Source organism: Rhodococcus sp. ACS1 (genome assembly GCF_002300155.1).
Taxonomy (GTDB): Bacteria; Actinomycetota; Actinomycetes; order Mycobacteriales; family Mycobacteriaceae; genus Rhodococcus_F; species Rhodococcus_F koreensis.
The window spans coordinates 87,828-111,686 of the sequence record NZ_NSDZ01000010.1 but is presented as its reverse complement, the minus strand read 5'-3'; the positions used below and the strand labels follow the sequence as shown (position 1 = coordinate 111,686).

41 protein-coding genes and 6 tRNA genes are annotated in these 23,859 nt (G+C 59.9%); 23 read left to right on the top strand and 24 right to left on the bottom strand.

Annotated features, from left to right (window positions below):
• The first annotated feature begins 8 nt into the window (after positions 1-8).
• From CJ179_RS38640 to CJ179_RS38620, 7 genes are all read left to right on the top strand, one after another.
• Positions 9-665, top strand: coding sequence for a hypothetical protein (locus CJ179_RS38640; RefSeq protein WP_095865025.1), 657 nt, complete (start codon positions 9-11; stop codon positions 663-665).
• Positions 665-979 (top strand): hypothetical protein, encoded by a 315-nt coding sequence (locus tag CJ179_RS51765; protein WP_179377834.1) that lies wholly within the window; start codon positions 665-667, stop codon positions 977-979. Before CJ179_RS38640 ends, CJ179_RS51765 begins: the two co-directional genes overlap by 1 nt.
• Complete coding sequence (locus CJ179_RS51760) at positions 976-1,539, top strand: hypothetical protein (RefSeq protein ID WP_179377833.1); 564 nt, start codon at positions 976-978, stop codon at positions 1,537-1,539. The genes CJ179_RS51765 and CJ179_RS51760 overlap by 4 nt, the downstream gene beginning before the upstream one ends.
• Positions 1,532-2,053 (top strand): dATP/dGTP diphosphohydrolase domain-containing protein, encoded by a 522-nt coding sequence (locus CJ179_RS38630; protein ID WP_095865023.1) that lies wholly within the window; start codon positions 1,532-1,534, stop codon positions 2,051-2,053. The genes CJ179_RS51760 and CJ179_RS38630 overlap by 8 nt, the downstream gene beginning before the upstream one ends.
• Positions 2,050-2,535: a hypothetical protein gene (locus tag CJ179_RS38625; protein WP_095865022.1), complete on the top strand. Its 486-nt coding sequence runs from the start codon at positions 2,050-2,052 to the stop codon at positions 2,533-2,535. Before CJ179_RS38630 ends, CJ179_RS38625 begins: the two co-directional genes overlap by 4 nt.
• Before the next feature lie 273 nt (positions 2,536-2,808).
• The gene (locus tag CJ179_RS51755; RefSeq protein WP_179377832.1) at positions 2,809-2,973 is read left to right on the top strand and encodes a hypothetical protein; all 165 of its coding nucleotides are present in this window, start codon (positions 2,809-2,811) and stop codon (positions 2,971-2,973) included.
• Positions 2,970-3,314: a hypothetical protein gene (locus tag CJ179_RS38620; RefSeq protein ID WP_095865021.1), complete on the top strand. Its 345-nt coding sequence runs from the start codon at positions 2,970-2,972 to the stop codon at positions 3,312-3,314. Before CJ179_RS51755 ends, CJ179_RS38620 begins: the two co-directional genes overlap by 4 nt.
• An 89-nt stretch (positions 3,315-3,403) precedes the next feature.
• On the opposite strand, the gene CJ179_RS38615 is transcribed toward CJ179_RS38620, so the two are convergent.
• The 24 genes from CJ179_RS38615 to CJ179_RS51740 form a co-directional block, all read right to left on the bottom strand.
• On the bottom strand, positions 3,404-3,607 hold the full coding sequence (locus CJ179_RS38615) for a hypothetical protein (protein WP_143549016.1): 204 nt from the start codon (positions 3,605-3,607) through the stop codon (positions 3,404-3,406).
• Positions 3,608-3,881: 274 nt separating this feature from the next.
• Positions 3,882-4,292: a hypothetical protein gene (locus tag CJ179_RS38610; protein ID WP_095865019.1), complete on the bottom strand. Its 411-nt coding sequence runs from the start codon at positions 4,290-4,292 to the stop codon at positions 3,882-3,884.
• A 34-nt stretch (positions 4,293-4,326) separates the two neighbouring features.
• On the bottom strand, positions 4,327-4,779 hold the full coding sequence (locus CJ179_RS38605; protein ID WP_143549015.1) for a hypothetical protein: 453 nt from the start codon (positions 4,777-4,779) through the stop codon (positions 4,327-4,329).
• 8 nt (positions 4,780-4,787) lie between these two features.
• A complete protein-coding gene (locus CJ179_RS38600; protein ID WP_095865017.1) occupies positions 4,788-5,012 on the bottom strand; it encodes a hypothetical protein in 225 nt (74 codons plus the stop codon).
• On the bottom strand, positions 5,009-5,209 hold the full coding sequence (locus tag CJ179_RS38595) for a hypothetical protein (protein WP_095865016.1): 201 nt from the start codon (positions 5,207-5,209) through the stop codon (positions 5,009-5,011). Before CJ179_RS38595 ends, CJ179_RS38600 begins: the two co-directional genes overlap by 4 nt.
• Positions 5,206-5,454 carry a hypothetical protein gene (locus CJ179_RS38590; RefSeq protein ID WP_143549014.1) on the bottom strand — a complete coding sequence of 83 codons (249 nt, stop codon included), beginning with the start codon at positions 5,452-5,454 and terminating at the stop codon, positions 5,206-5,208. Before CJ179_RS38590 ends, CJ179_RS38595 begins: the two co-directional genes overlap by 4 nt.
• Positions 5,455-5,476: 22 nt before the next feature.
• Positions 5,477-5,698: a hypothetical protein gene (locus tag CJ179_RS38585; RefSeq protein WP_143549013.1), complete on the bottom strand. Its 222-nt coding sequence runs from the start codon at positions 5,696-5,698 to the stop codon at positions 5,477-5,479.
• Positions 5,699-5,783: 85 nt separating this feature from the next.
• Complete coding sequence (locus CJ179_RS51750; RefSeq protein WP_179377830.1) at positions 5,784-5,948, bottom strand: hypothetical protein; 165 nt, start codon at positions 5,946-5,948, stop codon at positions 5,784-5,786.
• The gene (locus tag CJ179_RS38580) at positions 5,945-6,205 is read right to left on the bottom strand and encodes a hypothetical protein (RefSeq protein WP_143549012.1); all 261 of its coding nucleotides are present in this window, start codon (positions 6,203-6,205) and stop codon (positions 5,945-5,947) included. Before CJ179_RS38580 ends, CJ179_RS51750 begins: the two co-directional genes overlap by 4 nt.
• Positions 6,202-6,510 carry a hypothetical protein gene (locus CJ179_RS38575; protein ID WP_095865012.1) on the bottom strand — a complete coding sequence of 103 codons (309 nt, stop codon included), beginning with the start codon at positions 6,508-6,510 and terminating at the stop codon, positions 6,202-6,204. The genes CJ179_RS38580 and CJ179_RS38575 overlap by 4 nt, the downstream gene beginning before the upstream one ends.
• Entirely contained in the window at positions 6,507-6,764 is a 258-nt protein-coding gene (locus CJ179_RS38570) for a hypothetical protein (RefSeq protein ID WP_095865011.1), read from the bottom strand. Before CJ179_RS38570 ends, CJ179_RS38575 begins: the two co-directional genes overlap by 4 nt.
• Before the next feature lies 1 nt (position 6,765).
• Positions 6,766-7,728: a hypothetical protein gene (locus CJ179_RS38565; RefSeq protein WP_095865010.1), complete on the bottom strand. Its 963-nt coding sequence runs from the start codon at positions 7,726-7,728 to the stop codon at positions 6,766-6,768.
• Positions 7,729-7,757: 29 nt separating this feature from the next.
• The gene (locus CJ179_RS38560; RefSeq protein WP_095865009.1) at positions 7,758-7,988 is read right to left on the bottom strand and encodes a hypothetical protein; all 231 of its coding nucleotides are present in this window, start codon (positions 7,986-7,988) and stop codon (positions 7,758-7,760) included.
• 118 nt (positions 7,989-8,106) lie between these two features.
• Complete coding sequence (locus CJ179_RS38555; protein WP_095865008.1) at positions 8,107-8,817, bottom strand: hypothetical protein; 711 nt, start codon at positions 8,815-8,817, stop codon at positions 8,107-8,109.
• Between the two features lie 46 nt (positions 8,818-8,863).
• A complete protein-coding gene (locus CJ179_RS38550) occupies positions 8,864-9,466 on the bottom strand; it encodes a hypothetical protein (protein ID WP_095865007.1) in 603 nt (200 codons plus the stop codon).
• A gap of 1 nt (position 9,467) precedes the next feature.
• Positions 9,468-9,941, bottom strand: a complete 474-nt coding sequence (locus tag CJ179_RS38545; protein ID WP_143549011.1) for a hypothetical protein — start codon at positions 9,939-9,941, stop codon at positions 9,468-9,470.
• Positions 9,942-9,977: 36 nt separating this feature from the next.
• On the bottom strand, positions 9,978-10,175 hold the full coding sequence (locus CJ179_RS38540) for a hypothetical protein (RefSeq protein WP_143549010.1): 198 nt from the start codon (positions 10,173-10,175) through the stop codon (positions 9,978-9,980).
• A 107-nt stretch (positions 10,176-10,282) separates the two neighbouring features.
• Positions 10,283-10,822, bottom strand: coding sequence for an antirestriction protein ArdA (locus CJ179_RS38535; protein ID WP_179377827.1), 540 nt, complete (start codon positions 10,820-10,822; stop codon positions 10,283-10,285).
• 512 nt (positions 10,823-11,334) lie between these two features.
• Positions 11,335-12,318, bottom strand: a complete 984-nt coding sequence (locus CJ179_RS38530; protein WP_143549008.1) for a hypothetical protein — start codon at positions 12,316-12,318, stop codon at positions 11,335-11,337.
• A 14-nt stretch (positions 12,319-12,332) separates the two neighbouring features.
• Positions 12,333-12,641, bottom strand: a complete 309-nt coding sequence (locus CJ179_RS38525; protein ID WP_095865002.1) for a hypothetical protein — start codon at positions 12,639-12,641, stop codon at positions 12,333-12,335.
• Positions 12,642-12,678: 37 nt separating this feature from the next.
• Entirely contained in the window at positions 12,679-13,083 is a 405-nt protein-coding gene (locus CJ179_RS38520; RefSeq protein ID WP_095865001.1) for a hypothetical protein, read from the bottom strand.
• An 88-nt stretch (positions 13,084-13,171) separates the two neighbouring features.
• Positions 13,172-13,330 (bottom strand): hypothetical protein, encoded by a 159-nt coding sequence (locus CJ179_RS51745; protein ID WP_179377825.1) that lies wholly within the window; start codon positions 13,328-13,330, stop codon positions 13,172-13,174.
• 37 nt (positions 13,331-13,367) lie between these two features.
• Positions 13,368-13,607, bottom strand: coding sequence for a hypothetical protein (locus CJ179_RS50985; RefSeq protein WP_143549007.1), 240 nt, complete (start codon positions 13,605-13,607; stop codon positions 13,368-13,370).
• 861 nt (positions 13,608-14,468) lie between these two features.
• The gene (locus CJ179_RS51740) at positions 14,469-15,146 is read right to left on the bottom strand and encodes a hypothetical protein (protein WP_218834904.1); all 678 of its coding nucleotides are present in this window, start codon (positions 15,144-15,146) and stop codon (positions 14,469-14,471) included.
• Between the two features lie 803 nt (positions 15,147-15,949).
• Here CJ179_RS51740 and CJ179_RS52335 point away from each other — a divergent pair.
• The 16 genes from CJ179_RS52335 to CJ179_RS38435 all read left to right on the top strand — a co-directional run bounded on the left by CJ179_RS52335 (position 15,950) and on the right by CJ179_RS38435 (position 23,853).
• Entirely contained in the window at positions 15,950-16,093 is a 144-nt protein-coding gene (locus tag CJ179_RS52335) for a hypothetical protein (protein ID WP_218834903.1), read from the top strand.
• A gap of 673 nt (positions 16,094-16,766) precedes the next feature.
• The gene (locus CJ179_RS38505) at positions 16,767-16,982 is read left to right on the top strand and encodes a hypothetical protein (protein WP_095864999.1); all 216 of its coding nucleotides are present in this window, start codon (positions 16,767-16,769) and stop codon (positions 16,980-16,982) included.
• Positions 16,979-17,251, top strand: coding sequence for a hypothetical protein (locus tag CJ179_RS38500; protein WP_095864998.1), 273 nt, complete (start codon positions 16,979-16,981; stop codon positions 17,249-17,251). The genes CJ179_RS38505 and CJ179_RS38500 overlap by 4 nt, the downstream gene beginning before the upstream one ends.
• Positions 17,244-17,474, top strand: coding sequence for a hypothetical protein (locus CJ179_RS38495; protein ID WP_143549006.1), 231 nt, complete (start codon positions 17,244-17,246; stop codon positions 17,472-17,474). Before CJ179_RS38500 ends, CJ179_RS38495 begins: the two co-directional genes overlap by 8 nt.
• Positions 17,475-17,494: 20 nt before the next feature.
• Positions 17,495-17,752 carry a hypothetical protein gene (locus CJ179_RS38490; RefSeq protein WP_143549005.1) on the top strand — a complete coding sequence of 86 codons (258 nt, stop codon included), beginning with the start codon at positions 17,495-17,497 and terminating at the stop codon, positions 17,750-17,752.
• A gap of 459 nt (positions 17,753-18,211) precedes the next feature.
• The gene (locus CJ179_RS38485) at positions 18,212-18,670 is read left to right on the top strand and encodes a hypothetical protein (RefSeq protein ID WP_095864995.1); all 459 of its coding nucleotides are present in this window, start codon (positions 18,212-18,214) and stop codon (positions 18,668-18,670) included.
• Positions 18,670-18,987: a hypothetical protein gene (locus tag CJ179_RS38480; protein ID WP_095864994.1), complete on the top strand. Its 318-nt coding sequence runs from the start codon at positions 18,670-18,672 to the stop codon at positions 18,985-18,987. Before CJ179_RS38485 ends, CJ179_RS38480 begins: the two co-directional genes overlap by 1 nt.
• Positions 18,974-19,282 carry an HNH endonuclease gene (locus CJ179_RS38475; RefSeq protein ID WP_095864993.1) on the top strand — a complete coding sequence of 103 codons (309 nt, stop codon included), beginning with the start codon at positions 18,974-18,976 and terminating at the stop codon, positions 19,280-19,282. Before CJ179_RS38480 ends, CJ179_RS38475 begins: the two co-directional genes overlap by 14 nt.
• Before the next feature lie 306 nt (positions 19,283-19,588).
• Positions 19,589-19,665 (top strand) — tRNA-Met (locus CJ179_RS38470).
• A gap of 69 nt (positions 19,666-19,734) precedes the next feature.
• A tRNA-Pro gene (locus CJ179_RS38465) sits at positions 19,735-19,808 on the top strand.
• A gap of 33 nt (positions 19,809-19,841) precedes the next feature.
• Positions 19,842-19,915, top strand: a tRNA-Arg gene (locus CJ179_RS38460).
• A 79-nt stretch (positions 19,916-19,994) separates the two neighbouring features.
• Positions 19,995-20,065 (top strand) — tRNA-His (locus CJ179_RS38455).
• Positions 20,066-20,076: 11 nt separating this feature from the next.
• Positions 20,077-20,149, top strand: a tRNA-Asn gene (locus CJ179_RS38450).
• 174 nt (positions 20,150-20,323) lie between these two features.
• A tRNA-Lys gene (locus CJ179_RS38445) sits at positions 20,324-20,396 on the top strand.
• Between the two features lie 270 nt (positions 20,397-20,666).
• A complete protein-coding gene (locus CJ179_RS38440; RefSeq protein WP_095864992.1) occupies positions 20,667-21,266 on the top strand; it encodes a hypothetical protein in 600 nt (199 codons plus the stop codon).
• A gap of 13 nt (positions 21,267-21,279) precedes the next feature.
• Entirely contained in the window at positions 21,280-23,853 is a 2,574-nt protein-coding gene (locus CJ179_RS38435; protein WP_095864991.1) for a hypothetical protein, read from the top strand.
• The last annotated feature ends 6 nt before the right edge of the window (positions 23,854-23,859 follow it).

Sequence of the window (23,859 nt, the reverse complement as noted above, 5' to 3'; positions counted from 1 at the left end):
AACACTCTGTGACTGATCTTCTTACCGGCACCCACATCTTCATGGATGCGGCCGGACAGACCATCGGCGGCGGCTTCGAAGACAAGGCCGAACGCGAACTGCGCCTGGACCTCCTCCGCGAGGAAGTCCAGGAATACCTGGACGCCGAGCAGAAGGGCGACATGGTGAAGATCGCCGATGGCCTGCTCGACATCTCGGTCATCGCGTGGGGCACCCTCCTGTCGTACAACGGCAAGAACCTCGAAGACATCCTCGGCACCGGCACCCTGCTGTCGTTCTTCGGAAACAACGACGGATTCCGCGACATCGCCGCGCCGAACATCGAGAACCTGCGTCCGTACTTCTTCCGGTACATCAAGGGCGACTACGACGCGATTGCCCTGGCCGAAAGCAACAACGACCTGCACAAGGTCAACTGGACCCTCGTCGACATCCTCGCTGAAACCTGGTCGACCCTGATCGCGTACTTCGGTTCCGATCTGGCCCTGGATCTCGCAGCTGAGGTCACCCGGTCCAACCTGGACAAGATCAACGGCAAGCATGGCCCGATCGTCTGGGCTGGCGAACCGAAGAAGTCGAAGGTTCTGAAGCCGGAAGGCTGGGTCGGCCCGCAGCTCGTGGAGGTCTTCGCGAAGCACGGCATCGGCGAAGTGGTGGCAGCCTGATGGCATCGAAGCCGCTCGCCGAGTACCCGAAGAGCGCCAACGGCGGCATCCTCGAGTACAACTACAACCGCAGCATTCCGATGGTCCCGAACACGCCGTTCGAGGCCACGCTGGAAGTCGTCGGCATCGAGCGCGGTCGCTCCGCTGCACGGTTCCGGCTCAACAACGTGGACACCGAGGCGACGTACCCGATGTTCATGACGGACATGCTCCACATGGTCCAGACGGCGACGATCGACGCCGGCCGAATCCGCGGTACGTGGATGGCACAGAAGCGCGGCACGAACTACGGCGTGAAGCTGGTCAGCCAGTGAAGATCGGATTGGATCTCGACGGCTGTCTCTACAACTTCGAAGACAGCCTGAGAGAGTTCCTGCGCTCCGAGGACTACCCCGAAGGATTGATGACCGAGCCGCAGCGCTGGTCCTTCCACGACGACTGGGGCCTCTCCTATGAGGAATTCCGGGACGCCTGCAATGAGGGCGTGGACGAGGGCTATGTGTTCTCTTGCGGCGAGCCATACGAGGGCGTCCAGGAGGGCGTGCGGCGCATCAAGGAGATGGGCCACTCCATCCACATCATCACCGCCCGCGCCTACGGCAGCCCCGGTATGGCACAGCTCAATACCGCCCGCTGGCTCGCCGCGTACGGCATCGAGTACGACACGCTCACGTTCTCGCATGACAAGACCGTGGTCCAGACGGACGTGATGCTCGAGGACAACATCGGCAACTACGAGGCGCTGGAAGCAGCCGGAACCATCGCGGTCCTGATGGACCGGCCATGGAACCGGGGCACCCCCGAGGACTACCGGCGCACGCGAGTCCTCTCCATGGACCACTTCGTTGAACTGATTGAGGAAATGCATGACTGACGAGATCCGCTCTGTATCGAGCACGGGTGGCGAGAAGGGCGTGAAGCTCGCTCGCTACGACCTCATTCCCGCCGTCCCGCTTCGGGACCTGGCTGAGCACTATGGCCGTGGCGCGGAGAAGTACGACGACAACCAGTGGCGCAAGGGTTACGAGTGGAGCAAGAGCTTCGCCGCCCTCCAGCGCCACGCCTGGCAGTTCTGGTCCGGCGAGGACTATGACGAGGAGACTGGCTCCCCGCACATGGCGGCGGTCGCCTGGCATGCTTTCGCGCTTCTCGAGTTCATGCGTACGCACCCGAACTTCGATGACCGGCACACCGCGACGCTCCCACCCGACCTTCCGCCACTGAATCCGGTGATCGGCACGATCGAATCCGGCCTGATTGGCGCATCGTTCGACCCGAAGGTGATCACCTCCACGGTCACCAGGCAGCTCCCGGTCGACACCATCGTTCTGAACCACAACCACGACGTACAGGGCTTCAACGTCGGAATCACCGGAAGGGCAGCATGAGTCTCAAGGAAGACCGCTACGAGGTCACCACGCATGAGGGCGAAGAGATCGTCGTCTTCGACTGCCGCCTGTGGTGGGTGATCCGCGACGGTATGCGCTGGAGCTACTACCTGGACGACCATCCGGAAGACTACGACATTCCCGGTCTGAAGAAGTTGGCGAAGGAATTCGAGCTGTACGTGACATCTGCTCACGGCCAGGACGCCGACTACGACGGCCAGGATCGGTTCCACATCATCCGTCGCCTGTCGGACGACAAGCTGTTCGGCTTCGACTTCTACCACAGCGGTGGGAAGTACGGCGAAGCGTTCATCGACTCGAATGGCGGCAACTTCGACATCGAGTCCCACGAGAATCCCGACTATGACGAGGATTACGACGGCTTCATTGAAAGCGAAGATGTCAATCCGGATTGGGTCGACTATTACGTTTTCCGTGAGGTCAGCCTGCAACCGCTTGAGGCCTACGGATACGTGAACTAGAACACTCTCAAAAAGCTGCACGGGGAATATTCCGTGCAGCTTTTTGCTATAGTGGACAGTAGGAATTCAGTTACGAATTCCTTATCCGAATCAGTCCCGAATAAAGGGCGTCGGACCACAACTTCATATTGCGAAACGGCGATCTGGCTATCTGCGCCTCGCCGAGCGTTACCGGGTCAATCCGCATATCTTTGCCGACCCGAAGCCGCCCGCCCGTTGGCTTCGCTACCCCACGGGCGGGCGCGACAACTTCCTCAAACACCGGAGACCGGCATGGACCGAGACAAACAAATCAGCACCATCCTTGACGCGCTGTCTGACCTCTCGGATCGAATAGTCCTCTCCCGGTTCATTCACGAACACCAGCGAGCGAACGCCCTCCGGGCCGAATACGCGGAGCTGGAGAACGAACTCTTCAAGCTGATAGACGAGGCATGAGCATCCTTCCCCAACCCAAGCCGGCGTCCGGTGTCATCTTCGCGCAGGACCGGGACCTGAACCTGTACATCGGGCAGTCCACCGATGTGGAGATCCGCACCGAGCGGGATTTCAATGACGACTACGGCTACTTCAATGAGCCTGTGGTCACCCTCCGTAGTCAGACCGTCACCTACGTGTGCGGTTGTGGCCACGAGGTCACCCTGAGGCCCCCGAATCAGGGCCTCACTTGGCAGCACAAGATCGTTCGCGGTGCCGCCCATGATCTGATTATCTTCCGAGCGCTCGGCCCGCTGTGTCCGCACTGGACACATGTCGCGCACGGCAAGCTCGCAGTCTGAGCCTCGGGACTAGCGGGCCAAAAGCCTCCCCCTGAGGACGTGAAGAAGCCCCGCACAGCTAACCGTAGCCGTGCGGGGCTTCCTTGTATCTATCTGGCCTTCAGCGACATGAGGATGAGGTTGTCGGATGCCATATTGGCTATCAGGCCGTCTTCAGCATACGCCAACGCCAACCCGTAATCGCCATCCTCATGCGCCTCTTCGGCCATTGCCAGGTACGCCCCGGCCTCGTAATCCAATGCCTCTCGCGCGTTCGCACGGACGGCGATCTCGACGTTCTTCTCTCTCTGCATCTGTCGCAGAGTACTCGCGTCCGCTACGTTCTGAAAGAAACCCGGCATACAATCAATCTCCTCCCAGATTGCTCCGGAAACGATCGGCCAGGGTCTGTGCTGCACGCTCTGAACCGGCCGTTGCCAGCTGCTTCCCGTCCGAATCGAACAGGGTAATAATTCCCGAATCAGTCACAGTCGTTTTGAATTCGGGACCAAGAAAAAGGGACATTGCAAAGCCTTCCAAGGAAATGGGATAGAACTTTCATTTTATCCCATTTCCCCGGTCCGCGATTTAACCGATGTCCCAATTCGGATTGCCGGGGAACCGCACCTCAACGCAGCCCCAGTTCGCCTGCCCGTAGTCATGCAGCGGTGCCACCAGCACTTCCTCGTCCGGCTCCGCGTCGCCCGTCCAGACGATCCAACCCGACGCCATGCGACGCTCCTTCAGGTTGTCGTCCGGGCCGTCACGGTCCACGTACAGGTCGAAACGGGCGCGGTGGTAGTCCTTCTCGATCCGCAGACCCTCCTGGATGCGCGCCAGCTGCACGGTGATGTTCTCCGGTGCCTGGCCCGGCCCCATCACGCCGACCGAACTATCCTCATCCTCACGCGCGAAGTGATCCTTCGTGATCACCCAGCCCCACGTGGACGGCTCCTCTTCGAATCCCATGCTGGCGATTGCTGCAAGGTAGTAGCTCATATCGATTCCTTCCAGAGTGTTGTTGCTCGGCTGATCAGGCCAGGCGATCGTTCAGTTCGGACGAGATCTCAGCGACCCGCTCAGCTGCTTCCGCGACCTTCTTCTTTGCCAGCTCACGCGCCCGCTGCCGGGTGTTCGGGTCGCGGGCCACATTCACATCCGTCCGGCCATTCCACGACACGTAGTGGCCCTTGCAGTGCAGAGTCTCGCAGTCGCATGCCACGTCCGGATCGACGGCCTGTGAGCTGCGGTCGACCGTCCACTGTCCGTCCTCGAAGCCCTCGTACTCGTAGTCGATGCGGCAGGCGTCATAGCCTTCCTCGGTGGACACCTGCCAGCTGTCCTCATCCACGTGAATCAGCGGCAGGCCGCTCATCAGCTTCATGCCGAGACTGCTCGCCGCGTCGATGTACGCCGAGAAGTTGTCGCGGAACGCGTATGCGCCGCCGTTGTGCCAGCCGTCGCAGTCACGACCAGACTTATACATCACAGCCATCAGAAGTCTCCCATTAGTTCGATTACCTGCTCCGGGTAGTAGGCGCGCGCCTGGTAGCTGGAGATGAAGATCTTCAACACCTGCCGCGTTCCGTGACCCTCGTATTCCCAGTGATAGCCAAGGATCGTGAACCATCCCGGTCGGGGTCCGGTGTTGTCGAACCGGATCAGCGATCCGACGTGCTCGGGGCCGAAGTTCTCTGCCTCAACCATCTCCAGCTTCATTCGTCCTCCTCAGGGATTTCTACGACCTGATACATCGACCAGTCGCCTGTTTTCTGCATCTCGGTCATGCTCTCCATCGCCCCATCCAGGCTGATGAAGCAGTAACCGACGTTCTCGTACTCGAACCAATCAGGGATGCCATAGAAGATCCCGTCCGAGTTGATGACCTTGAAACCAGTTGCAACGCTTGAACTCATTCGGTCCCCAATTCTGCCCACTGCGCACGCAGCTGAGCGATCTCCTCGTTCTTCGCCTCCAGCTCGCGGTGCAGCGCCAGGATCTCTTCGACCTTGTGCCGCTCCATCGTCTCGAAGACCTCTTCGACATCCTCCCGGTCGTACGGGTCGAAGTCGTACCCGACCGCGAACGACAGGCGCGGCATCGGAACATCCCCAACCGCCTGTGCCATCGTCATCAAGCCGTCACCGTGCATCATTGTCATCTCTCCTTGTTGATTGTGATTGTCAGCCGACGCTCTGCAAGAGCTGCCCGCGCCAGTATTCGGTCTTCCCGAGCTTCTTTGCCTCCGCGACCACCAGCTCCCGCGCCGCGAACGTCCCGACAGCTGACACCAGCACGTCCCACGCGTTCTGCACATCGCCGCCCAGCTCGGCCGCGCGGATCACGACACGAGCCGCAGTATTCGGGTGGCGCATAGCGATTTCCGTTCCACTGATCATCTTCATCCCTTCCATTCTGGCGCCCATTTAGCACCCAGAGCGCCCCCGCGCGGATTCGAACCGCACACCTTCGCCAACGGGGGCAACCTCGCTAGTCCTTCTTCACAGGCGGATCAACCCACCCTTCGACCTTCCAACCCGCGCCGGCTCCGATTCCGAGCTCGAATGCGTGACCGATTCTGATCAACGCTTCGGTCAGCGAGACCTCATCAGCCCCATCGGAAAGCTCGACCGTGATCGTGATCTTCTTGCTCATGCTGCTTCCTTCACCCTGGTCCTGCTGCTTGCCACCATCAGCGCGCCAGACAGCCCGAGGATGATTGCTTCAGCTTCCGCCCGCGTCCACGAGCGGCCGAACATGATTACCTCCACGTCGTCCGGATTCGTTACATCCAGGACGATCGGTTCCGGGGTGTCCCAACCGAGCACGGCCCCATTCGCCGAAACGTACGTCGGCGCGAAATCCTTCACCTTTGCCATCTTCATCCCTTCCAGAGGATTCTTGATTCTCAAACTGCTGTCATACGGAACGTGTGTCCCGTGAACAGCTTGGACTGGACAACGGAGTTGTTGTCGTGGTCCAAGAACATGACGGCCTTGAACAGCTGGCGGACTACGACGCGCACCGCGTCCAGTTCCTCGCCGCGTTCCGGCCGGACTGCCTCCAGCGCCCATTCGATCGTCTCGTTGATCGATTCATGACTCGGCACGACGCCCAGCGTGTCGACGCTGCCCGTCATCCCGCAGATGATGTCCAGCTCCCACCACTGCTTCTCGTCACCCATGTTGATCAGCTCCTTCTCGATTTGAATGGTCATCGGTTCTCCATCTCCTTGTGCATCGCGGCCATGATTTCCCGGATTCGGTCTTCGACTGCATCCTGCGCGTCGCAAATATCAAGCGAATCCCCATGTGCAACCCGGTCGCTCAGTCGGGTCAGCTCCCAGTAGAAGCCGTTCTCGTTGGTCCAGATCTCGGCATAGAAGGTCCAGATCATGAGCGTTGCATGCGGCCCCTTCATGGCAGGGCTACTAAACTTCCACTCAGCGGCGTACGGCGCATTGATTCGCATGTCAGGCCTCATTCTTTCCGTCACGGGCGGGAACGTACGAACGCCACACCAACTCGTGGCCGATTAGGTAGTACGGCCGATCGCCGCTGCCGTCGTCGTACGGGCTGATGATCTCCACGTAGAGGCCCGAGTCCTCCGACTTTGATTCCACCACCTCCACGGCCGTCACGGTGCGGAACGAGTGGTAGCTGAACGAGATTCGGTCGCCAACCTGGATCTCATTGACGGGCACCCTCTTCGCTGCGAAATCATTGATCACCTCGTCATCCACGATGCGATCAGCCTGGCAGAACGCCAGTAGACCGGCGTTCGTGTCCGGCCAGTAGTTGATGCAGTCCTGGTCCTGTCCGTTTCCGGTCATGCCCTCCCGCATGAAGCTCAGGAACTTATCCCAGTCCGACCAGGATTCGATCCAGCGATCCAGCATCATCATCGTCTCGATCTTGAGCGAGTCCTCCCTGTATCGGGAGTCGATGAACGAGAAGTAGCCACTGCACGACCCATGCCGACCGCCGTCCGCCATCTCTGATTCGAACGTGTATGTGGTTGTCTCCCACCACTCCAGCAGTGCCGTCAGATCCACGGTGTAGTTGCCGTAGAACGCGTCGGTCGTGAAGTTGTACTCCTTCGGAGATACCGTCTCCACGAACTCGATCGACTTGATGATGTCCTCAGGCTGCTCCTCGAGGAGGTACTGGATCAGCGTCTCGGACAGCATCTTCTTCCAGAGCTTGTTGTCGTACCTCCAGGTGAAGTCGTCGTAGGACAGTTCACCCTCGCTGCCCGTGTACGTCTCCATCAGGTATTCCTGCTCGTAGGACTCGTAGTCGCCACCGCCGACCGGGAACAGGTTGTACGTGTCGATTGAGACATCCTTCAGATCGGTGGTGCCGATCTCGCAGGTGACCAGGGTGTGGCCGGTTGCGCCGTCGGCGCGCATGATGGTTTCGATGACGTCAGTCATTGCATTCACCTTCCAGAGTGATTCGGTTGTCAGCGGTTGTACTGCGGGTAGTAGCTCTTCATGACCTGCCCGTCCGGGCAGACCTCAATTCCCGAACCGTGGATCAGGAACTCCACCGTGCCCGGACCCATGAAGGCCCACTTCGTGGAGACCGCCGAGTCCACCGTGTCGCCCTCGCCGAGCACGATGACAGCCTTCTTGTACCCGCCGCCGATGTCCTCGCCGCGCTCCAGCATTCCGTTGTAATCGATGTGCGACATGCCATTCACCTTCCAGATGATTGTGTTGGGACAGGACGGCCCGGCCTGAGGAATTCAGACCGGGCCGTGTAGATGTGGATCAGATCATATGCTGTATCTTCCGTGCAGCATACAACAGCTAGACCTGACTGACCAGGTGCCTGACCATGCGGGATGCGTCCGCCTTTGCCTTGATCAGGTTTGCTGCCGCCGCCGCCTGCTTCGCCAGCTCGCGGTAGATGTGAGCGCCGATGTCGTTCGTGACCGCATCCAGCATTCCCGACTTCTCGTGGTCGTCGCCGTAGTAGCCCCAGCAGGAACTGTCGATGTCATCGCAGATGTAGCCGTACACGTCCCCGCGCACGTAGGCGGCGTACACATCCCATTCCGGCTTCGGATCAACCCCGGCCGGCGCGAGGATCAGAGCCCTCCACTCGTCGCCCTGCGAGTAGCCGTTCGTCCCGTGCTCGGTGAGCGTGAATGTCCGATCTCCGGTGATTGCCTGCCACTTCGCGAACCGCCGCATCACGTCCTCGGCCAGAGACTGCCATTCGCATTCCTGAATGAACGCATCCAGCGCCTTAGCTGACGGGATTGAGCCGCAGTAGCTCAGCTCATTGAGTGAGCAGGACCATCCGCGGTCCAGTGTCCACACGAACATGATCGTGGTGTCGGCCTCGTACACGCGCGGGCTTTCCGCGCTGACATCCTGCTCCACCGTCGCGATCCACTCCGAGTTGGTGAGGCGGTCGAACAGGACCAACTCGTTGCGGAGGTCGTTGTCGAACCAATCGAAGTCGATTGACGGCTTGTCGGGGAACGTAGCGGTGTAGGTAAGCATGGTATTCATCGCCTTCCAGAGCGTTTGTGATGGATTGGGTGAAGCTAGAGGCGGATCAGACCCACGGCTCGTCGTCGGGCTTGCCGGTGATGCAGTGGCTGCCGGGAGGGTTGTCGAACGCCGCCCTCAGCTTCTCGCGGACAGCCGGGGATGCGTTCGCCAGCGATTCGTCGCGGTGGGCCTTCCAGTCTTCCCATTCGTGGCCCGCGCCAGCGTCGATCTCGTAGTAGTGGATCTTGACCGGACCATCCTCGCTGATCTTTTCGCCATCCAGGAACATGTCCGGCTCGGACTCGTATCCATCCGGATCGCGAACGTCGATCACCTCAAGGATCGGCTTTTCCGTGCTCTTGGTGACCGTGTAGCCGAGAGCTTCGGCGAGCATGAACATTGCTTCCTTCGCGGTCGGGAAGTCCGCCTTCTCGCCCATGATTCGCGTGATGCGGTCGCACTCGTCCTCGTCGCCGCACTCGCAGTTCGCGTTCACCGGGCCGTTGTCGTAGTTGCTCCAGAGCACGTCGCCGTCCAGGCAGGTCGGGTCGATGTGCCATGTGTTCGTCTTGCCGCTGGGATCACGCTGGAGGTAGAGCGACACCGATTCTTCGATGTAGTGCTCGTATTCAGTCGGTCCGTCGTTGAGGATGCGGTCGAAGGTCATTTCAGTTCTCCTTGTTGTTGGTGGTGGTGAATCCGCAGCCGTGGTCGCATTCGCCATCGTTGCGGAAGTCGTCGCACTTCTCACCGGCCGGTGCGGGCGTGACCCAGTAGTAGCCGTCCATCGATCCGTCACCGAAGGACATGCGGTAGCCGTATTCGCGGCCCGCCTCGAGATCCGTCCTCATGCCGGACAGGATGTCGCGGAAACCCTCAGCATCCATGAACATCGTTCCGTCCAAGTCCACCGGGATGTATTCGTACCTCAGCAGTTCGATCATTCCCGCGTCGGCCGCGCTCTCGCAGTCGGGGTCATCCTGGCACACCTCGTCCGAGTGCTCGAGGTCCCGAACTACCTCATCGACCAATCCGATTGCGAGGTACCGCAGACCCAGATCTGATCCATCCCAGTGCATCACGGACAGATTGTCGGGGTCGGGAGAGTAACCACCGTACATCTTACCAACGGTAACCAACATTTCATTCACCTTCCAGTGTGATTGATAGAGAACGGTTTACATCAAGTGATTGAGCGACGATTCGATGTCACGCAGACGACGCTCCGCGTTATCGATCTCCAGCTGCTCCTTGCGGATGCGACGCCGACGCATCATGATCGCCGCCTCAACCTCGCGCTTAGCTTCCTGGAGCTGGACCACATACTCAGCGCGTTCCACACGGCTGATCTTCGAAAGATCCTTGACCACTGCCATTGATTCCTTCACACCCTTTCGTTGGTGAAATGGATAGCGATTGACGCTATTCCGCGCCCCGCGCAGGATTCGAACCTGCAAACCTCGCCAACCGGGGCTGTGTGTAACTACTGAGTGAAGACGTAAACCTTGCCGTCGTAGTCCACGAATGACCAGCCCCAATTGCACTTAGCGATCATTACGGCCTCGTCATAGTCAATCTTTATGAGCAGTGCCATTTCTTCGCCGTGCTCCTTGCGGGCCATTTCCTTCACGGACTCTTCGAATTCCTCGGTGAATGCCCATGCCCAATCCCTCTCGGATTCGTAGGTGCCATAGAGGCGGTCCGCATCGAAGTCGTCAATGTAATCGACGCTCTGATCCGAAATCCACGCGAGAACTGTGTCGCCATGCTCCACTATCAGCTCAGCCAGCTCGGCCAGTTCCTTGATACCCATGTACTCACTGAGCCGGACCGGGCCAAACCCTTCGTAGTCGTGGATAGCCCACTCCTCCGCGCCATGCTCCGGGGACTGCTCAAGCATCTTGCGAATCTCGCCGTAGATACTCTCCTCGTCGGTGTGGATGCTGAGATCAACCCACACTCCATGCAGCGTTCCGGCGTTGTAGGCAGCGAGATCCGCGAAGTAAACCCTGACATCCGTCATTTCTTCATTCCTTTGCTTGATTTCCAGAGGGCGCAATCGGCCGATTTGCCGATTGCGTTGCGTCGCCGGATGGGATCGAACCATCTGCCCATTGAGATGAGCAGTCACCAGACCGGGACAGCCTTGCTGATTACGCGGGTGGACCTGCCACCTCCTTGCCTGCCAGTCGGCGCGTCACAGGAATATCTCTGCGCCGACGAACATCATCAGGTAGCCAGCGATCATTAGGGACAACAGTCCGGCGAGCGCCAGCAACCAGTGGAACGTGTTTTCCCAGCTGAAAGTCTTCACAGGATGATCCCCCGGTAGCGCTTCATCGAACGACGGTGGCGCATATCGAGATCACGCTCGCGATCCAACCGACGATCAGCTCGGATATTTCTTTCATGCACGCGAAAGCCAGCCATGATTAACACCTTCCAGAGTGTTTTCGAACAGAGCATCAGGAATTTGACACCCCAACCCAGATGCGGTCAGATTCAGCCGGCCGCATCCAGGAGTGGAATCAACGCCTACTTGCTACGGATTTCCTCAGCGATCACACGGGCGAGATCCTTCGCCACGTCCTGCATATCGAAGCTGTCGCCACCGGGTGCATCGGGGTGGTATTCCAGGTATTCCTGTTCGCCGTGCTCCATTGCGTATTCGTCTGCACGTTTGCGATCCACGTGCTCATCCGGGAAGTCGTCTCGCTTCTCGAAGTCGATCAGCTCTTCCAGCTCTTTGCACACGTCCTGAATGAAATCGTCCAGGCCTGTGTCGTCCCAGTGCTCGTCCCGCGCCTCAGATTCGCGGTTTGAGTGATCCTCAGAGTCGTACTCGGCGTGTTCGTCCGCCAGTGTGGCGATTGTGCGCGTCAGATCCTCCGGGATGTCCACGTTCACCGGGATTGCCAGGCGCTTACCGCCATTGTTGCGTCCGTAGCTGATTTCGATGAACAGTCCCAGCATTCCGAAGTCCCGAACCAGGCAGTAGTAATTGGATTCGTGGATCAGGTTGTCGCCGTCATCGTGCGCAGTGGCCGGGACCTCGAACCAACGCGGATACTCACCGTTGTAGGTGGATTTGTCGAGCACGCTCGCACTGCCGGTGGATTCCATTGCATATGCGCCACGCGTGCCAGCGCCCACACCATCGAGATTGTCGGCGTCCGTCGTCATCTCCAGGCAAGGCAGCTCGTCATCCTCGCCGTGCCACGCGTAGACAGTGGGCACGTTACAGATTCCCTCGAGCAATTCCCGCACCGATTCGGATACGCGCGGGGAATCAGCATTCTCGGCCGTCCATTCGCCCTCAGCGGCCACGCCGTCGCGGTGCGGCCAGAAGAACCTGCCGGTGGCGAATTCGTCGCCCTGCTCTGTAGTCACGAGGAGCTGCACACCGATTCCGTAGAAGTCCGTTGCGATTCGCTCAATCTTCTCGAGCGCGTCATGCATGTCTTCGAAGCCGTCCAGCTCGAACGGGTTTTCATTCGCGATTCCATTGATCTTGAACATTTTCTTCATTCCCTTCAGAGCGTGACGAGGCTGATTGACGGAGAAATTGACGCGTACGGATTCACGTCGGTGATGATCCAGTGCCTGATGTTGAATACCGGGCCGGTGCCGTCGCGCCGCCATTCCTGCATGATGTGGCCCGGTGCTTCGTCGTACCACTGAGGCAGGCCGATCTCGATGAATTCCGGCGACTTGTCTTCGGCGATCTCGTTGTCGACGTACGCCTGCGCCTCATCCTTCGATTCGAACGCGTGGGAATCCGAGCGCGTGCATGAGACGTTAATGCCGTTGAACCACTGATCAATGTTGATTGCGTAGAACATTCTTCACACCTTCCAGAGTGTTTAATTGATGGATGAATCAGGAATGCGAGGAACCGTCAGGTTCGATCGCGATAAAGATTGTCTTGTTGACGCCCTGGTCGCCGCCGACCCAACCTTCCACGAATCCCGGCGTCCAATTGCCGTTGATGTCGTGCATGAAGTAATCGTCGCGAATGAACGACACGTTGTAGCGCTCGCACAGATCTTTCATCTTTGCGATCTGCGGATCAGTCCAGCCGTTGTGCATTGTGATGGCATCAGTCAATTCGCCATCGGTGAAGTTGATGAATCCCTCGAGTCCCTTACCGTCCAGCACGCGCAGGCCGGTGATCATTCCGCCGCGATCCTTTTCCTGCCGCACAACCTGGAATTCGGTGCCGACGAATTCGAAACGACGACCGGGAACGAAATTGCTGTACGTCCAACGCTTCATTTTCTTCATCTCCTGTGATTGTGAATCGGGGTGAGCGCATCTTGTTTGATACCTCGGCGAAAACTCCCAACAATTGCTGGAAGCTCTCGCCGTTTCATCAGGCAGGACGCATCATCAAGAATTGCTGGAAGTCCACGAGAATGTTTTCACTCAGCATCAGTGCCCACGAATCGGGAATGATCTGCTTTTTCTTCGCCAGCGACACGCCAGCGGGACGGGCAGGCTTAGCGAGAGAGACCTTGTTGTGAACGCGCATTTCTTTCACCTTCCAGAGCGATTGTTGATTGACGAATTCAGAACTGTGAAACGGGCGTGTATTCGATCAAGTGCTGAAACTTTCCGCCCTGCACAAATCGTTCGCATGCATCCACCACGCGGTCACAGTTATTCCACGACGTGAGGGATTCGCTGTGATCCAGCTTGACGACCATTCGACGCCGGTATTCCATCATTCGGCCGTGAACGTCGCGGTAGCAATACAGCGCGGAAATTGTGGTGGACTTCAGAACAGTTTTCATTGTCTTGACGTTCATTTTTCATCACCGTTTTTCTTTCTTATGCCACAGTTCCGAATGAACTGTGACGTAGTGGAATGAGGAGAATCGAACAACCTATTAACCCAACCAAACCATTGCAACGTCTCCCGACGATATGCGTTTGGTCCGTTACATTCCGGCCAGAATCGACGCGCGTATCTACGCGCGCCACGAAACATTGGAGCGGCCAAAGCATCATTCGAGCCAGGGATTCAAGTCACCTTTTCTCTCGAGCGCTAGGCAATGGATTAACCAATGCTTGATTCGCACACTATGAACCCATATGACGTGTTGCAATTTGTCGGGTTATTTATTTGACGACAACAGTTTTGTGTATCTACGCGCAAGCGTCCAAACTGTTTCGGTTTCTCGAATATTCGAGCCGCTGAAATTCTCACGTTCTCAGAATCTCAAATTCAAATGATGTCTATTTGAATCCGCACACTGTGCGGTATGCGTAGCCGTGGAGCGGGTGGAGCGTGGAGCGTGGAGCGTGGAGCGGGTGGAGCGTGGAGCGGGTGGAGCGGGTGGAGCGTGGAGCGGGTGGAGCGTGGAGCCGGTGGAGCCGGTGGAGCGTGGAGCGGGTGGAGCGTGGAGCCGGTGGAGCCGGTGGAGCCGGTGGAGCGTGGAGCGGGTGGAGCGTGGAGCCGGTGGAGCCGGTGGAGCCGGTGGAGCGTGGAGCGGGTGGAGCGTGGAGCCGGTGGAGCCGGTGGAGCCGGTGGAGCGTGGAGCCTTACGGATGATGCCACAAACATAATTCTTACGCCATTTGACGCCGTGGAGCGGGTGGAACGTGGAGCGTGGAGCGGGTGGAGCGCCTGCCGCTGGCGAACTGTGATGCCAGCGGCAGGCAGTCAACTACTGGCGAACCAACGCCGTGGAGGTTTCCACGGGTGCCGTATCGGCAGACTTAGAGCGCTTGACGTAGACGCGCGGCGCGCGTCCACGCTCCACGGCAGCGGCAACCATGTCGGCCGTAAGGCCTGCCGTTGCGTTCTCGCGAATCACAGCGACCAAACGCGCTGCCATGCCCTCAGCGCGCGTTTCAAATTCCACAGCGACTGCCGTAGCAATTTGCGCGTCTGCCTCAGCCTTTTTGTATTCCACAGTCGCGACTGCCAGCGCGTCGCGACGCGCCTCAGTATCAGTCTTTTCGCATGCTGCCGCTGCCTTCTCGGCAGCCGTAGCGCGCTTACCCAAACGGGTTACGGCGTTCTCGGCAGTCTTACGGCGTGCCAGCGCCTGCCGCTCGGCAGCGCCTGCCTTACGCGCTGCCTTCTCAATAGCCTCGAGTGCTGCCGCTATCGGGTCAACCGTGGAGCCGGTGGAGGTGGAGCCGTAGACGCGCTTACCGCGCGCCTTCTCAGCGGCTGCCGTTTCGCGCAAGTTCCAAACGGAATCGCCGATAGTGGCGAACGCGCGCGTTTCGACGTTGGCCACCGGCTGGCACAGGTAACCCGTTTCGTTGCGCATAAGCGTTCCAATGAATTCCGCGCCAAACCAAACACGTCGGAATCCCATAGTTTCCTGTTCCACGTTGCAACCGTGGATAACCGTCACGCGTCGCTTACCGCGCGCGCTGCCGCTGCCGATAGCGCGCTGTGCCGTATCGGCAGGCGCTGCCTCCACGGGTGCCTCCACGGCAGGCGCTGCCTCCACGGGTGCCTCCACGGCAGGCGCTGCCTCCACGGGTGCCTCCACGGCAGGCGCTGCCTCCACGGGTGCCTCCACGGCAGGCGCTGCCTCCACGGGTGCCTCCACGGGTGCCTCCACGGCAGGCGCTGCCTCCACGGGTGCCTCCACGGCAGGCGCTGCCTCCACGGCAGCCGTTGCGCTGGCGGGGAACAGGGACGCGTCGAAACGGTGGAGGCGCGCGTCAAGTTCGGCCCGCTCGAGCGCCTTAAGGCAGGACTTGCACGTAACGGCAGCGTCCACGGTGGTGGAGGTGGAGGTGGAGCGCTGGCAGCGCGTAAGGGCAGCGTTCGCATAGACGGCGTGGACTGCCTTACCGCTGCCAACCGTGACGTTGGTGGAGGTGGAGGTGGAGGTGGAGGTGGAAGACATTTTCATCCCTACTTTCTGAGGTGGAGGTGGAGCCGGTGGAGGTGGAGCCGTGGAGGCAGCGGTATGGCTGCCTCCACGTGGAGCGCCTAGCGTCCCGAGAACGCGCGCTGTGCCTTACGCCCGTAGTGCTCGGCAGTCTCAGCGGCAGCGGCAGCGGCAGCGCTAGCGGCAACGTGCGCAACATGTGCCCTACGCATGCCAGCCTCAGCGGCTGCCGTATCGGCAGACAAACCGAACGGGTCACTAGCCGTAGCGGCGCGCCATACCCGCACAGCGTGACGGTAGGCAGCGGCAGCGTCGGCCTCCACGTAGTCGGCAGCAACGGACACGCGCTGTGCCTTCTCTGCGCTGTGCTCGAGCAACGTGGACGTGAGCACAAGCGACCCGAGGATAAGGGCGGCAGCGACTACGGGACCTGAGGTGAGGAAGTCGAGAAGCAACATGGTCAACACATCCTTGCGAGTGAGTGAGGCGAACTAACGCGGATAGAACTGTGGTGCCGTCTCAGAAAAGTCTTATATGGAGAACACGTCAAGCCGAATGTGACCGACGTCACACGAAATAGACGGTAAAACAGACATATCGGGCGCACTATCTCAACACGTGGGAACACGTCCCAACACGTGGACACTCTCAAACGGCAGTCGAAACACGTCGAAACAATGGCCAAACGATCGAAACATGTTGGAACACAACGACACTCACAACACGTCACGAAACATGTTGGAACACAACGGAATAGGGCACAGCACAGCGCTGCCAGGCCTCCACTGGCAGGCAGCGGCAGGCAAGCGCGCGCCTTACGTCACAGTGACGGAATGCCAATGGAAACGGGTGGGGGCCGCACCCCCCTCCCCAGGGTCCAGCCCGCTGCGCAGCACTCAGTGGCTCGCTGGGTGTACGGGTTTCCAGGTCGTTTCTGACAATCATTTTCATTACCAGGGCCGGGAGCGACGCAGTTCTGGGGTCTTCCTATAACGTCACGTTCTGTCACTGTGACGTAAGAGAAAGCATTGACCACCTGCACAAATGCTGTAAGCTGTACGTCATATGCAGCATTTCGCGCATACACAGAAGGAGTGACGGAACAGCGTGGCAACACTGACCTCGAAAGAACGCAAGAAGCTCAACAACCTGAAGCGGCGGCGCACGCATCTTCAGGACCGCATAACCGATCACGCGACCAACCCGAACTGGCGCGGATCGTCGTGGGACGAAGCGGAGTTCGCCGCCCTTGACTGGGCCATCGACTTCATCGAGAAGGCCGAGGACGCCGAAGAGGCCGTAGAACTGACGTGCGCCGCATGAAGAACTGGCTCGGGCAGGACATCCAGGAGGGCACCTTCATCGGTCGCGGCTCCCGCGATGGCGATCACTCGTCGTACCGCATCGGCCGCGTCAAGGCCCTGAAGGACAAGGGCGCGGTCTCGGTCAGGTGGATCGCCGAAGTCCAGAGCTACGCACGCACGCCGGTCGCGCGCGAGCTGGACCTCACGAGCAACGTGAACGTCCACAGCCTGATGGCGATCGATCCGACCACGCTCGGTCCTGAGATGGAGGGCTTCGACCTTGCCTAACAAGCTCATCTCCCCCGAGGTGGAGAAGTTCGCTCAGGAGCTGGAGAGCATTCTCCAGACCGGCCGGCACCTCCTGGTCATCGGCGAGGGCGATTGTGAATCGATCGTGATGTGCTCGTGCGGCGTCGACATCGGCGTGTATCGCCCCGACGTTGCCGCCGATCTGATCGTGAACGACTGGCAGCGCCACTCGATGGGCCTGCCGTGGGCTCAGTCCCGCTAATGGCTCCTCCGATTGGCCTGATGCGCAAGCCGATCGCGCACGGGACGAACAACGGCTATCAGCAGCACAAGAAGCACAAGACCGAGGTCTGCGTCGCGTGCCGGATGGCGCACAACGCCTACAACGCCGAGAGGCGTCGACTGAACCGCGAGGAGAACCCTTCGGTGACGATCCCGATCGCTCTGCTCGACAAGATCTACTGGCAGGCCTCTCCTGAGGTTCTGGCCGCTCTTGATCAGCATTTCGGTGCTAAGAAGCTCGACGCTCTCCTGAGCTAACGACCGGCCCGTCTGGATCTTTCGCGTCCAGGCGGGCCTTTTCGTGTCCGCAGCATGTCCCGCTCCAGTTGCAGCTTTCGCCCGCGTAATTCTGGTAGCCTGTCGAGTTAGGAAGGGATTCACATCACGGGTGCAGGGCGCACCTCGTCGCTATCTCCACGAGTCCGACGTAAACCGACCGTGACCGGGTAATTGTCCACTTACTAAGCAGGCCTGAACCGGCAGGACTGGACCGTCTCTTCGTCTGATCAACGTTGGGGTGGTAATACCAAAAGCCTTGTGTCTCAGTAGACACGAGGCCAGAGGCGTTGGGGTAGCAAGCGGTGGGCGGCAAATCTGGTGGGCGGTCCTGGTGGGCTACAGGACTTCTGGGTTTACTCCGTCTGGAGTCTTTAGACCTGTTACCCACCCCACTGAGATCATCTGGGAAACCCTCCACGCACATGAAACGATGTGGGTGTGACTATCAAAGGAACCCTCGCTCCCATCGGATCTCTCATCCTTGAGACACCTCCGCTGGAAGAACTCGATTCGTACGACTTCGCGGCATCTGTCATCAATGGACATCTGATTCCCCATCTCCGTGCCGACGAGTTCAAGATCATCCCGTACGAAGAAGGCATCGTTGTCAGTGGATTGAACCTCGTCGTCAGGACCGCATTCATTTCGGACGATCCTGACCAGTTCGAAGATCAGGGTCCACTGGCGGCTCGGGTTGCGGTCGACCACGAACCAGGCGTCAATCCGGACTACATCGCGAACGGCCTCGCTGAACTCCTGGACGGTGTGCGAGACAAGACCTCGGACCTCACATGGGGCGCGGGCGCATTCGTAGACGGCGGGCCTGGTGTACGGATCACCGTGGCGGGCGGATCGGTTCGGAAGACGTACGAGCTGAAGATCAAGGAAATCGACTGATGCGGTACGACGAAGCGGGCGACCTGATCATGCCCGACACGGGCAACTGGCCCGAGCCTCAGCCCGTGGACATCGACATCGTGGAGCTGGTCCCGGACGAGTACGCCGACAACCTGGCCTTCAACATGGGCGCGCACGGACTTATGAAGACCAATGCCCTGTTCGTGAACGGACAGCGCGTCATGGTCCCTCGGGGTGCCGCCGTGAGCGTCGACAACCTGATGCCCAACATGGACGGCCAGTGCGTCGCCGTGACCATGACGGTGTACGCGCGCACGGTCAACATCACCAAGGCACTGGCTCGTGAGTTGGTCTGACCAGCGGGGCGAGCACACGAACGACCCCGAGTTTCGAGCGAACCGGCCGAAGGTTCTGGCGCGCGACGGCAACCGCTGTCAGATCGCCGGCTCGGGCTGCGAGGGCACGGCGACCGAGGTCGACCACAAGCGAAACTTCAAGTCGGGCGGGTCGCATGACCTGGCGAATCTCCAGGCCGTCTGTGCAACGTGCCACCGGAAGAAGACGCAGGCCGAGTCGGCGCGAGCCAGGGCGAAGCTGAAGCGTGATGCGATCCATCCTGATGCTCGTCGGAAGCATCCGGGCCTGAAGTAATCATCTTGATTCCGCTGGATTTCCATCTACCATTTAATGGTGTAAGATGTACAGTACGTGCAGGACATCGTTGAGATGTTGCATGCACGTCCCGGCTGAGGCTCGGGAGCGCTTGGTGTAAGGGCAGCACGCCACCGCGCGCAGGAGGAGGGGTTCGAATCCCCACGCTCCTGACCCTCGGCATCCGGTCCCCTCGACAGAGAGTTGAGGGGGGTAAGCGGGGCATACACTCCCCGGCCACGCCGTCCGGTCCTTGCGGCTACGAGCAAGGTGAATTGGGAGTCCTCCCCTCCCAGCCGGACATTAGGCGGAGTAGGGCAGCTCGGTCCAGCCCGCGAGGCTCATAACCTCGAGATCGTCAGTTCGAATCTGACCTCTAGCCACGAGTGCCATTGCAAGGGGCCGAATACCTTGCACGTGCTGAGCCGTGGCACGTAAAACGCACGGTCAATCGGGACGTGGCGCAGCTTGGTAGCGCTCCTGTTTTGGGTACAGGAGGTCGGAGGTTCAAATCCTCCCGTCCCGACTGTGTGCCGAGCAACACACGCAAAAAGGCTCGGATCTCTTGTAGCTCAGCGGTAGAGCAGCCCAATCGGTGGGTGTGTCGCAGGTTCGATTCCTGCCAGGTGATCATTTCTGCGCAAGGTTAGTTTCCTGCGTAGTTTGAGCAGTGGTCCGTGAGACGAATGAGAACTCGGGCGCGACTGACGTTCCTGATGTAGCTCAATGGCAGAGCCCCGGCTTGTGGTGCCGGTGATTGCGGTTCGACCCCGCACTTTGGGGCTGATTTACATTGGCCTGTAGCTTAATTGGTAAAGCCCTGGACTGTTAATCCGGTGGTTGTAGGTTCGACTCCTGCCAGGTCAGCGCCTCCGCGACTAATGGCGTCGCAGGTGAGACCGGCCACCACGTGCTCTGCCGGTCGAGCTGCTGGTGTTGTCTAACGCCAGGGAAGGCTCCAATGCCCTCTCGTCTAGCGGCAGGACTACCGGTTCTGAGCCGGTCAACCGAGGTTCGAATCCTTGGGGGGCAGCCTGTTACGTCTCCGTAGCTCAGTTGGTAGAGCAGCCGCCTCTTAAGCGGCGGGTCGATGGTTCGAGTCCATCCGGGGACACCGTTCGTCCATAGGAGTCTCATGGCACGCATGCTCGGTATCGCCACCGCGATTGGCTGTCGTTGCAGGCGTCACTGCCCCGCACAGCTTCGTCGCAATGGCGTCGCACGGCACCGAGAGAAGCGTGTCACGCAGAAGTGGTTGGACGAGTACGAGAACCGACCAGACGAGGGCCTGTATATGTGCCCTCGCGATGGACTGTCATGCGTCTGCCTGGCAGTGGGAGACCTTCACTGCGAAGCGTCCCACCTTAACAATCCGGGAGACTAGATGCCGTACCCGCTGCGCTACATGACGGTTGTGGGCAACCTGTCCGCGCTCGTCGCCGATGGCGCTGACGTGGGCGACGTTCCCGACGCCATGCCGATCACCGGCAAGGTCGAGTTCCGACTGATCACGTCGGACGACTACGTGCTATGTCCTGATGCCACAGGCGGGCCGACGATCAAGTACGTCGCGCCGATCATCGCGAACATTGATGTCGACGGTGACATTTCCTGGCAGGGCCTGAAGAGCGTGAAGCTGTTCACGCCCGACGCGCACACCAACCCTACTTCTGCTGCCTACAACGTCCGATTCACTGGACTGAAGTACGGCACAACTCCGGTCACCATCGAAGGTTTCAACTTCGACGCGGTTCCCGACGCCACGATCAATCTGACGAGCGTGGCACGGGTTCCGGGCACGAAGCCTTCTCCAGTCACAGTCGGCCCTCGCGGGCGTGGTGTCGACAGTGTGCGCCTGGTCGGGAACACCGTCGTCTTCTCTGACGACTCCGGAACGGACTACCCGGCCGTACCTCTCGGGTCGCTACTCGACTCCGTGACGATCAGGCAAGCAATCGCATACTCCGTCGCACTTTCCTCATAGGAGCCAGACTTACATGAAGCAGCTCATTTCGAACTACATCTTCGACGCTTCGGCGAAGACGATCACGCTTCCCGATTTCGACAAGGTTGAACTCGCGCGGATCATCCTGATCACCGACGTTACGAACGGCGTCAATCTCTTCAGCTTCACCGATCCCCTTCTGGGCGCAACGGTTTCCGGCAATGTCATCACTCTCGAGGCTGACACGACCAGCGAGTGGTTCGCCGACACCGACAAGCTGGCGATCCGCTACGACTCCCAGTTTGGCGACACCTTCTATGGCAAGCCTGAGGTTGTCGGCAACACTCGGTCGAAGTTCCGCGACGGCTTCTCGAGCACGGACGTTTCCGGCGTTCCGAAGACCGAGATCTGGGACACGGTAAACCAGAACAGCGACCACATCCTCAACTATGGCGGCAACAGCCAGGGTAGCTCCTACCTGCGCATCTCGCTCAGCCCGTTCGTGGATGACACCGAGGTCACGCTGACCTCCAAGGAAACCTTCCAGATGCCGATCCGGGTAGGCTACGGCCTGTCCATGTCGCAGCGCATCATCGGCCAGGAGTGCTTCATCGGCCTGGTCGAGTCCGGTGACAACGGCGTTGGAATCGACACGCTCACTCCGGACGCGGACAAGGCCATCACCGGCTCCACGATCTCCGTCACGTCGAACGTTGCCACGATCACCCTGACCAACCACGGCTTCGTCGGTGGAGACCGGATCTCGATCTACGGCAGCGCTGAGCGTCGCATGAACGTCGGCCCGGTCCTGGTGACCCCGGTTGACAAGAACAACTTCACGGTCCCGCTGACGATCGGTAACGGCACCTACTCCTGCACGGGCGGCATGATCCGTCACGCCGATCCGTTCCGGTACGCCAAGAACGGCGTGGGCCTCGTCTTTGAGAACGCCACGACCACCAACGGCACCTTTGTCTCCCGGCGCAACGGTGAGAAGTACCGTCAGGTGAACACCACCACGGCCACCACGACCGCGGTTCAGGCCAGCACGTCGCCGTACACCGATGCTTTCAACGCAGCATCGACGCAGGAGTTCTACGCGACGATGGACGAGGCGTACTTCCGCTCGTTCCCGTCCGACTCCAACAGCGGCCTGTCGGGCAGCGCGAAGTGGTCGCAGGGCATCCCTGACGAGGACAAGGACTACAAGCTCCACATCCGCGCCCGCAACCTGTCTGGCATGAGCCGGCCGATTGCGCGCATCACCGGAATCTCCAAGTCGGCCAGCGCGACCGCGACGGTCACGACCGATGTTGCACACGGCCTCGTCGTTGGCGATTACGTCCAGATCTACGGCGTCGCTGATCAGACCAACTTCGCGAACACTGCGGCCCAGACCGTCATCGCATCGGTCCCGAACTCGACCTCCTTCACGCTCGTGATCGGCTCGTCGGCCACCGCCTCCAGCTCGGGCGGCACGGTCATCAAGAACGAGGGCTCGGTCCTCGCTCCTGGTGCTGTCGGCCAGGTCGTCAACAGCATCTCGCGCACGAACAACGTCCTGACCCTCGTCGGCAACACCACCTGGACCTCGGTCCTTGCTGGTGAGTACGTCCAGGTCCACGGCATGACGGGTGGAGCTGCTACCTACGAGGGCGCGTACAAGGTTCTCCGGATCAACGGCACCGCTCTGGAACTCGAGTCCACGGGCGCGGACTTCGGAACGATCACTACTGGTGGCGCGGTTCTTCGTCGCACTGACATCCGCCTCCACTTCACCCGCGTCATTGACTACACACGCCACGTCGTGGAGGTCAACGGCGGTCGCGGTGGCACCTCGGACGGCAACAATGCGGTCCCGGTCTCGATGACCGCAGCTGCGACCGTTCCCGTGAGCCAGTCCTCGGCGTCGTCCACGGTGACGTGGAGTGCGGCCGGTCCTGGTGGCTTCCTAGTCAACGATGTCGCCTCGGCTGCAATCACCAGCACGGCGACCACCTCCGCTACCGTTCCCGGCCTCTCCAGCAACATGGGTACGTACGCGCACTCGTTCAACGTTGTGGTCACGGCAGTATCCGGAACTACCCCGACGCTGGATGTTGGTGTCGAAGAGTCGATCGACAACGGCACGAACTGGGTCAGGATCTACGACTTCCCCCGAATCACGGCGACCGGCGCGTACACCTCGCCGATGATCCGCGCACAGTACGGCACCCGGTATCGGTACGTGCAGACGGTGGCTGGCACGACCCCATCGTTCACTCGCGCCGTCAACCGCTGCATGTTCTCCTCGAGCGGTCCACTGGTTCGCGAGTTCTTCGATCGGTCGATCTCCCTCACCACACTGAACTCCGCTACGCCCGTGTACAACATGGACGGCTGCACCTCGCTGGCGCTGATGATCAACCTCGGCGCAGCGACCACGCCGCCCGTGCTCACGCTGGAAGGTTCCGAGGATGGTACGAACTTCTACCAGCTCGGCGGTGCGACCCTCACTGGTGTCGCCAGCTCCACGGCGCTGATGTACGTCAAGGACGTGATGCCGAAGTTCGTTCGCGCGCGAGTCTCCACGGTCGGCGCGACTGTCACCCCCGGATATGTCCTGATCAAGGGCCTCGGGGCCTGATAGGCA

Excerpts from the sequence above, each read along its gene's own strand:
- CJ179_RS38555 (WP_095865008.1), bottom strand. The coding sequence starts at position 8,817 with ATGAATACCATGCTTACCTACACCGCTACGTTCCCCGACAAGCCGTCA.
- CJ179_RS38595 (WP_095865016.1), bottom strand. The coding sequence starts at position 5,209 with ATGAGTTCAAGCGTTGCAACTGGTTTCAAGGTCATCAACTCGGACGGG.
- CJ179_RS38605 (WP_143549015.1), bottom strand. The coding sequence starts at position 4,779 with ATGTATAAGTCTGGTCGTGACTGCGACGGCTGGCACAACGGCGGCGCA.
- CJ179_RS38525 (WP_095865002.1), bottom strand. The coding sequence starts at position 12,641 with ATGTTCTACGCAATCAACATTGATCAGTGGTTCAACGGCATTAACGTC.
- CJ179_RS38540 (WP_143549010.1), bottom strand. The coding sequence starts at position 10,175 with ATGGCAGTGGTCAAGGATCTTTCGAAGATCAGCCGTGTGGAACGCGCT.
- CJ179_RS38620 (WP_095865021.1), top strand. The coding sequence starts at position 2,970 with ATGAGCATCCTTCCCCAACCCAAGCCGGCGTCCGGTGTCATCTTCGCG.
- CJ179_RS38565 (WP_095865010.1), bottom strand. The coding sequence starts at position 7,728 with ATGACTGACGTCATCGAAACCATCATGCGCGCCGACGGCGCAACCGGC.
- CJ179_RS38560 (WP_095865009.1), bottom strand. The coding sequence starts at position 7,988 with ATGTCGCACATCGATTACAACGGAATGCTGGAGCGCGGCGAGGACATC.
- CJ179_RS38440 (WP_095864992.1), top strand. The coding sequence starts at position 20,667 with ATGCCGTACCCGCTGCGCTACATGACGGTTGTGGGCAACCTGTCCGCG.
- CJ179_RS38570 (WP_095865011.1), bottom strand. The coding sequence starts at position 6,764 with ATGCGAATCAATGCGCCGTACGCCGCTGAGTGGAAGTTTAGTAGCCCT.
- CJ179_RS38490 (WP_143549005.1), top strand. The coding sequence starts at position 17,495 with ATGCGCAAGCCGATCGCGCACGGGACGAACAACGGCTATCAGCAGCAC.
- CJ179_RS38630 (WP_095865023.1), top strand. The coding sequence starts at position 1,532 with ATGACTGACGAGATCCGCTCTGTATCGAGCACGGGTGGCGAGAAGGGC.
- CJ179_RS51745 (WP_179377825.1), bottom strand. The coding sequence starts at position 13,330 with ATGCGCGTTCACAACAAGGTCTCTCTCGCTAAGCCTGCCCGTCCCGCT.
- CJ179_RS38615 (WP_143549016.1), bottom strand. The coding sequence starts at position 3,607 with ATGCAGAGAGAGAAGAACGTCGAGATCGCCGTCCGTGCGAACGCGCGA.
- CJ179_RS38550 (WP_095865007.1), bottom strand. The coding sequence starts at position 9,466 with ATGACCTTCGACCGCATCCTCAACGACGGACCGACTGAATACGAGCAC.
- CJ179_RS38600 (WP_095865017.1), bottom strand. The coding sequence starts at position 5,012 with ATGAAGCTGGAGATGGTTGAGGCAGAGAACTTCGGCCCCGAGCACGTC.
- CJ179_RS38435 (WP_095864991.1), top strand. The coding sequence starts at position 21,280 with ATGAAGCAGCTCATTTCGAACTACATCTTCGACGCTTCGGCGAAGACG.
- CJ179_RS50985 (WP_143549007.1), bottom strand. The coding sequence starts at position 13,607 with ATGAACGTCAAGACAATGAAAACTGTTCTGAAGTCCACCACAATTTCC.
- CJ179_RS38590 (WP_143549014.1), bottom strand. The coding sequence starts at position 5,454 with ATGACAATGATGCACGGTGACGGCTTGATGACGATGGCACAGGCGGTT.
- CJ179_RS38530 (WP_143549008.1), bottom strand. The coding sequence starts at position 12,318 with ATGTTCAAGATCAATGGAATCGCGAATGAAAACCCGTTCGAGCTGGAC.
- CJ179_RS38480 (WP_095864994.1), top strand. The coding sequence starts at position 18,670 with ATGCGGTACGACGAAGCGGGCGACCTGATCATGCCCGACACGGGCAAC.
- CJ179_RS38625 (WP_095865022.1), top strand. The coding sequence starts at position 2,050 with ATGAGTCTCAAGGAAGACCGCTACGAGGTCACCACGCATGAGGGCGAA.
- CJ179_RS38585 (WP_143549013.1), bottom strand. The coding sequence starts at position 5,698 with ATGAAGATGATCAGTGGAACGGAAATCGCTATGCGCCACCCGAATACT.
- CJ179_RS38535 (WP_179377827.1), bottom strand. The coding sequence starts at position 10,822 with ATGACGGATGTCAGGGTTTACTTCGCGGATCTCGCTGCCTACAACGCC.
- CJ179_RS38520 (WP_095865001.1), bottom strand. The coding sequence starts at position 13,083 with ATGAAGAAAATGAAGCGTTGGACGTACAGCAATTTCGTTCCCGGTCGT.
- CJ179_RS51750 (WP_179377830.1), bottom strand. The coding sequence starts at position 5,948 with ATGAGCAAGAAGATCACGATCACGGTCGAGCTTTCCGATGGGGCTGAT.
- CJ179_RS38545 (WP_143549011.1), bottom strand. The coding sequence starts at position 9,941 with ATGTTGGTTACCGTTGGTAAGATGTACGGTGGTTACTCTCCCGACCCC.
- CJ179_RS38500 (WP_095864998.1), top strand. The coding sequence starts at position 16,979 with ATGAAGAACTGGCTCGGGCAGGACATCCAGGAGGGCACCTTCATCGGT.
- CJ179_RS38610 (WP_095865019.1), bottom strand. The coding sequence starts at position 4,292 with ATGAGCTACTACCTTGCAGCAATCGCCAGCATGGGATTCGAAGAGGAG.
- CJ179_RS51755 (WP_179377832.1), top strand. The coding sequence starts at position 2,809 with ATGGACCGAGACAAACAAATCAGCACCATCCTTGACGCGCTGTCTGAC.
- CJ179_RS38575 (WP_095865012.1), bottom strand. The coding sequence starts at position 6,510 with ATGACCATTCAAATCGAGAAGGAGCTGATCAACATGGGTGACGAGAAG.
- CJ179_RS51765 (WP_179377834.1), top strand. The coding sequence starts at position 665 with ATGGCATCGAAGCCGCTCGCCGAGTACCCGAAGAGCGCCAACGGCGGC.